This window comes from Actinomadura montaniterrae, assembly GCF_008923365.1.
GTDB lineage: Bacteria > Actinomycetota > Actinomycetes > Streptosporangiales > Streptosporangiaceae > Spirillospora > Spirillospora montaniterrae.
Genome location: NZ_WBMR01000396.1, coordinates 1 through 4717, shown reverse-complemented (window position 1 = coordinate 4717; position 4717 = coordinate 1). Strand labels below are relative to the sequence as shown.

General features: G+C 73.3%; 5 protein-coding genes and 1 pseudogene. 2 read left to right on the top strand and 4 right to left on the bottom strand.

Features of this window, described 5'->3' with window-relative positions; translation table 11 throughout:
* From F9B16_RS54325 to F9B16_RS49290, 4 genes are all read right to left on the bottom strand, one after another.
* On the bottom strand, positions 1-126 hold a 126-nt coding region (locus F9B16_RS54325), incomplete at its 3' end, for a zf-HC2 domain-containing protein (protein WP_192809392.1).
* Between the two features lie 44 nt (positions 127-170).
* The gene (locus F9B16_RS49300) at positions 171-839 is read right to left on the bottom strand and encodes an SIMPL domain-containing protein (protein WP_151547165.1); all 669 of its coding nucleotides are present in this window, start codon (positions 837-839) and stop codon (positions 171-173) included.
* 37 nt (positions 840-876) lie between these two features.
* Positions 877-2061 carry an amino acid deaminase/aldolase gene (locus F9B16_RS49295; RefSeq protein WP_151547164.1) on the bottom strand — a complete coding sequence of 395 codons (1185 nt, stop codon included), beginning with the start codon at positions 2059-2061 and terminating at the stop codon, positions 877-879.
* 75 nt (positions 2062-2136) lie between these two features.
* Positions 2137-3075, bottom strand: a complete 939-nt coding sequence (locus F9B16_RS49290) for an alpha/beta hydrolase family esterase (RefSeq protein ID WP_151547163.1) — start codon at positions 3073-3075, stop codon at positions 2137-2139.
* 192 nt (positions 3076-3267) lie between these two features.
* On the opposite strand from F9B16_RS49290, the gene purU reads away from it, so the two are divergent.
* Positions 3268-4125 (top strand): formyltetrahydrofolate deformylase, encoded by an 858-nt coding sequence (purU, locus tag F9B16_RS49285; RefSeq protein ID WP_151547162.1) that lies wholly within the window; start codon positions 3268-3270, stop codon positions 4123-4125.
* Between the two features lie 118 nt (positions 4126-4243).
* Positions 4244-4717 (top strand): annotated as a pseudogene (locus F9B16_RS53390) (hypothetical protein); the annotation flags it as partial.

The window sequence follows — 4717 nt, the reverse complement described above, 5'->3', positions numbered from 1 at the left end:
CTCGGCGCGGCACGGCGGGCAGCCGCGCAGGTGCGCGGACAGCGCCTCGGCCTCGGCCCCGGCGAGCCGCCCGAGGGCGTAGACGCCGAGGCCGGGCCGGTACTCGCCGCAGCCGGATGCCTCCACGCCCACCAGTACGTCGGCGGGCCCGGACCCGTTCAGCGCGGTGTTCAGCCGAGGTCGGGGGCGGTGGCGGTGAAGCGGGCCTCGACGGCGGCGCGGACGATCTGCGTCTCCGGCTCCAGGTCGATCGGCTCGGGCTCGCCCGCGTCGGCGGCGGCGCCGCCGAACGCGCCCGCCAGGGTGACCGGCTGCGCCATGCCCTCGTCGCGCCCGAGGCCCTCGTCGGACAGCTCGACCAGGCCGGTGAGCCGCGCGCCGAGCGCCCCCGCGTACCGGCGGGCGCGCGCGACGGCCTCGTGCGCGGCCTGCTCGGCGGCCCGCCGGAAGACGTCGCTGTCGCGGCGCAGGTCCCAGTCGGGGCCGTCCACCCGGGTCCGTTCGAGGTCGCCGAGCCGGGTGACCAGCTCGCCGAGCACGGTGAAGTCGGCGACCGTCACCTTGATCAGGACGGTGCCCTGGTAGGCGCGGATGTCGCCCTCCCGGCGCCGGTACTTCACCAGCGGGGTGATGACGAGGCCGCCCGTCTCCGTCTTCTCCACCGCGTCGCCGTAGGAGCCGATCAGGTCGAGCGCGGCACGGTTGCGCTCGGTGAGCCGGTCCAGCGCGGTGCGCCGGTCCGGCTCCTGCGACTGGACGTGCACCGACAGCCGGGCGATCTCCGGCTCGGCCTCCAGCACCGCCTCGCCGCGCACACTGATCAACGGAGCGTCGCTCATACCGCCAACCTAGCCGGTGGCGCGGCGGGGCACGCGCCTAGAGGAACGTCCGCCCCTCGCCCCGGTAGGTCGGGACGGTCCGGACGAACCGGTCGCCGTCGATGAGGTGCAGGTCGGCGAACCGCTCGCACAGCTCCCCGGCCTTGGTGTGCCGGAACCAGACCCGGTCGCCGATCCGCAGGTCGTCGGCGGTGCGGCCGAGCAGCGGCGTCTGCACCTCGCCCGCGCCCTCGTTCGGGTCGAAGGACAGCCCGGAGGGCAGGTAGGGGCGGGGGAGCCGGACGTCGTCGGCGGGCCCGGACGCGAGGTAGCCGCCGCCGAGGCAGGTCGCGACGCCGGGCGCGGGCCGGCGGACGACGGGCAGCGCGAACAGCGCGGCGGGCCGTCCGGTGAAGTTGGAGTAGTAGTCGAACAGGTGCGGCTGGTAGAGCCCGGAGCCCGCGGCGATCTCGGTGACGGCGCGCTCGGCGGCGGTCTTCTCCACGCTGCCGGTGCCGCCGCCGTTGACGAACTCCAGCTCGGTCAGGTCGCGGACGGCCTTGACGATCGCGGCGCGCCGCCGGGCCAGCTCCATCCGGGACCGCTGCTGCATCGCGCGGATGACGCGGCCGCGGGCGGGCCGCCCGGGCGGCAGGTCGCCGACGCCGGCGATCTGCGACTCGTAGGCCATCAGCCCGGCCAGGTGCAGGCCGGGCCGCTTGAGGATCCGCTCGGCGAACGCGGCGACGTCGGCGGGGGTGCGCAGCGGGGAGCGCAGCGCGCCGATCCGGACGCGGCCGCCGAGAGGCCGGTAGGAGGCGTCGATGTCGACGCAGATCCGGATCCGGGCGTCGCCGGCGGCGTCCTCGATGAGGTCGAGGTGCTCGGGGCAGTCGACCATCAGGGTGATCGCGCGGGCGGCGGCGGGGTCGGCGGCGAGCTCGGCGATCGCGGTGCGGTCGGCGGTCGGGTAGGCGACGAGGATGTCGTCGCAGGCGCCCTGCCGGGCGAGCCAGAGCGCCTCGGGAAGGGTGAACGCCATGATCCCGGCGAAGCCGTCCATGGCGAGCGCCTCCTCCAGGAGGGCGCGGCAGCGCACCGACTTGCTCGCGATCCTGATGGGCTTGCCGGCGGCGCGGCGCACCAGGTCGGCGGCGTTGGCGCGGAAGGCCGCGAGGTCGACGACGGCGAACGGCGCCTCAAGGCCGGCGGTCGCGGCGTCGTAGCGGTCCCGGAGGTTCATGTGTGCCACACTGCCACAATAGCGGTAAATGTGAAAAGCTCTCATATACCGCCCGAGGGTGCGGCGGGCCGGCTCTCAGCCCTTGCGGGGATGCGCGTCGAAGAACCTCCACAGCATCTCACTCGCCTCCGACGGCCACGCGTGCGTCCCGCCCTGGATCTTGCAGAACGTCACCTCGACGCCCTGCGCGCCCTTGCCCGTCCCCTGGCAGTCGGTGTTGCCGCTGAGCGCCTTCACGTCCTCGTGCGGCTTCGGCAGCTTCGCGAGCTTCCGCCAGAAGTCCACCGCCTGCGAGACGGGCGGGAACGGCCGCTTGTCGTTGAAGTCGCGGTTCCCGCCGCCGTTGAACGGGACGCTGCGGTCCGCCGTCCCGTGGAAGATCATCGCCGACACCGGGCGGTCCGGGTCGCACTTGGTCACCAGCGACCCCTCGACCACCCCGATCGCGGCGACCTTGCCGGGCTTCTCGCAGGCCAGCTTGTACGCCATGCCCGCGCCGTTGGAGAACCCGGTGACGAACACCCGGTCCGGGTCGGCGAGCCCGGCGCCGGTCAGCTTGTCGATCAGCTTGCTCAGGAACCCGACGTCGTCGATGTTCCCGATCTTCGCGGCGCCGCAGCAGCTCCCCGCGTTCCAGGTCGTCATGAACCCGTCCGGGTAGGCGACCACGAACCCCTTGTCGTCGGAGATCCTGTCGAAGCCGGTCAGCGACTCCATCTTGTTCATGTTGGCGAGGCCGCCGTGCAGCGCGAGCACCAGGGCGGGCCTGTCGGCGGGCTTGCCGTCCTTCCACTTCCCGTCCGCGACCTTGGCCGGGATGTGCAGCAGGTACTCCCGGTGCCCGGGCGTACCCACGTCGATCTTCTCCTTGTGGGTGCCGGCGGCGGTCGCGATCCCGTCGACCGTCGCGGGCCGCTTCCCGCCCTCGCCGCCGCCCTTGCCGCCGCCGCCCTTGCTCGTGCAGGCCGCGAGGACGAGGGACAGGGCCACTGCGACAACCAGGATCCGGCGCATGCGAGCAAAAGTAACCCCAACGGCTCGCCTCAAACTACTCACGAGTAGACAACCCGGCTCACCTGCCGCGCCGGACCGCCGAAGAGCGGCGTCCTGGCGCGGCACGGCCCCGGGACGGCGGCCCGCCGCGTAGGCTCGTAGCCCCGTATCCGCATGTGAGCTGCGCCTTCGCGGCGAGAGTGAGACCGAGCCATGGACCGAGCCGACCAGTACGTGCTGACCCTGTCGTGCCCCGACCGGCCGGGCATCGTCGCCGCCGTCTCCGGAGTGCTCGCCGACCGCGGATGCAACATCGTGGAGAGCCAGCAGTTCGGCGACCCCGACTCCGGCACCTTCTTCATGCGGGTCCAGTTCGCCGCCCGCCCCGGCACCGACGCCGACGAGCTGCGCGGCGCGTTCGCGTCCCTCGCCCCCGACCTCGCCCTCGAATGGCGGCTGCACGACCTGTCCCGGCGCCCCCGCGTGCTGATCATGGTGTCGAAGGGCGGGCACTGCCTCAACGACCTGCTCTACCGGCAGCGCTCCGGGCTCCTCGACATCGACGTCGTCGCCGTCGCGTCCAACCACCCCGACCTGCGGCCGCTCACCCAGTCGTACGGCATCGACTACCACCACCTCCCGGCCGGCCCCGGCGGCAAGGCCGCGCAGGAGGCCGAGATCCTCGCGCTCGTCGAGCACTACCGCGCCGACCTCGTCGTCCTCGCCCGCTACATGCAGATCCTCTCCGACGACTTCTGCGCCAAGCTCCCCGGCGCGATCATCAACATCCACCACTCCTTCCTGCCGAGCTTCAAGGGCGCCCGCCCCTACCACCGCGCGCACGAACGCGGCGTCAAGCTGATCGGCGCCACCGCGCACTACGTCACCGCCGACCTCGACGAGGGCCCGATCATCGAGCAGGAGGTCGCCCGCGTCGACCACACCCATAGCCCCGAGGAGCTCGTCGCGGTCGGCCGCGACGTCGAATGCCTCGCGCTCGCCCGCGCCGTCCGCTGGCACGCCGAGCACCGCGTCCTGCTCAACGGGGACCGCACCGTCGTCTTCCGCTGACCGTTCGCGCAGGTGAAAGCGTGAGATGTCGGCATGGCGTGTTTCACTCCACGTGACAATGCCTCACCATGAGTAGTGAGAGATTGTCCGGACGTGCCGGTGGCTCACGGGGGTGGCTATGGCCGAGGCTCTGGTCAAGGACCTGATCGAGGAAGAACGCAGCAGGCGTCAGGCGCGGCGCCTCGCCGTCCGCGAGTTCCGCCCGCGGCGCCCGCTCGCCGGGCTGGCGGCCGCGCTGGTGGTCACCGCCGCGGGCGGGATCGCCGCCATCGAACTGCTCGCCGCCGCGCTGCACTCCGGCGTCCACCCGGTCCCCGGCGTGGGCGCGCTCGTGCACGCGCTGCGGCACCACGCGTGGCGCGACGCCGCCGTCCGCGAGACCGCCGCCGCGATCGCCGGCTGCGGGCTGCTGTTCCTGCTCGCCGCGCTGCCCGGGCGGCTGCGCGGCGTCCCGCTGGACGGCGCCGACCCACGGCTCGCCCGTCCTCAACCCCGCGGATGCAGAGGAAGAATGAGCCTGGACCGCATAGAACTGCGCGGCCTGCGGGCCCGGGGAAGGCACGGCGCGCTGCCGGCCGAGCGCGAGCTCGGG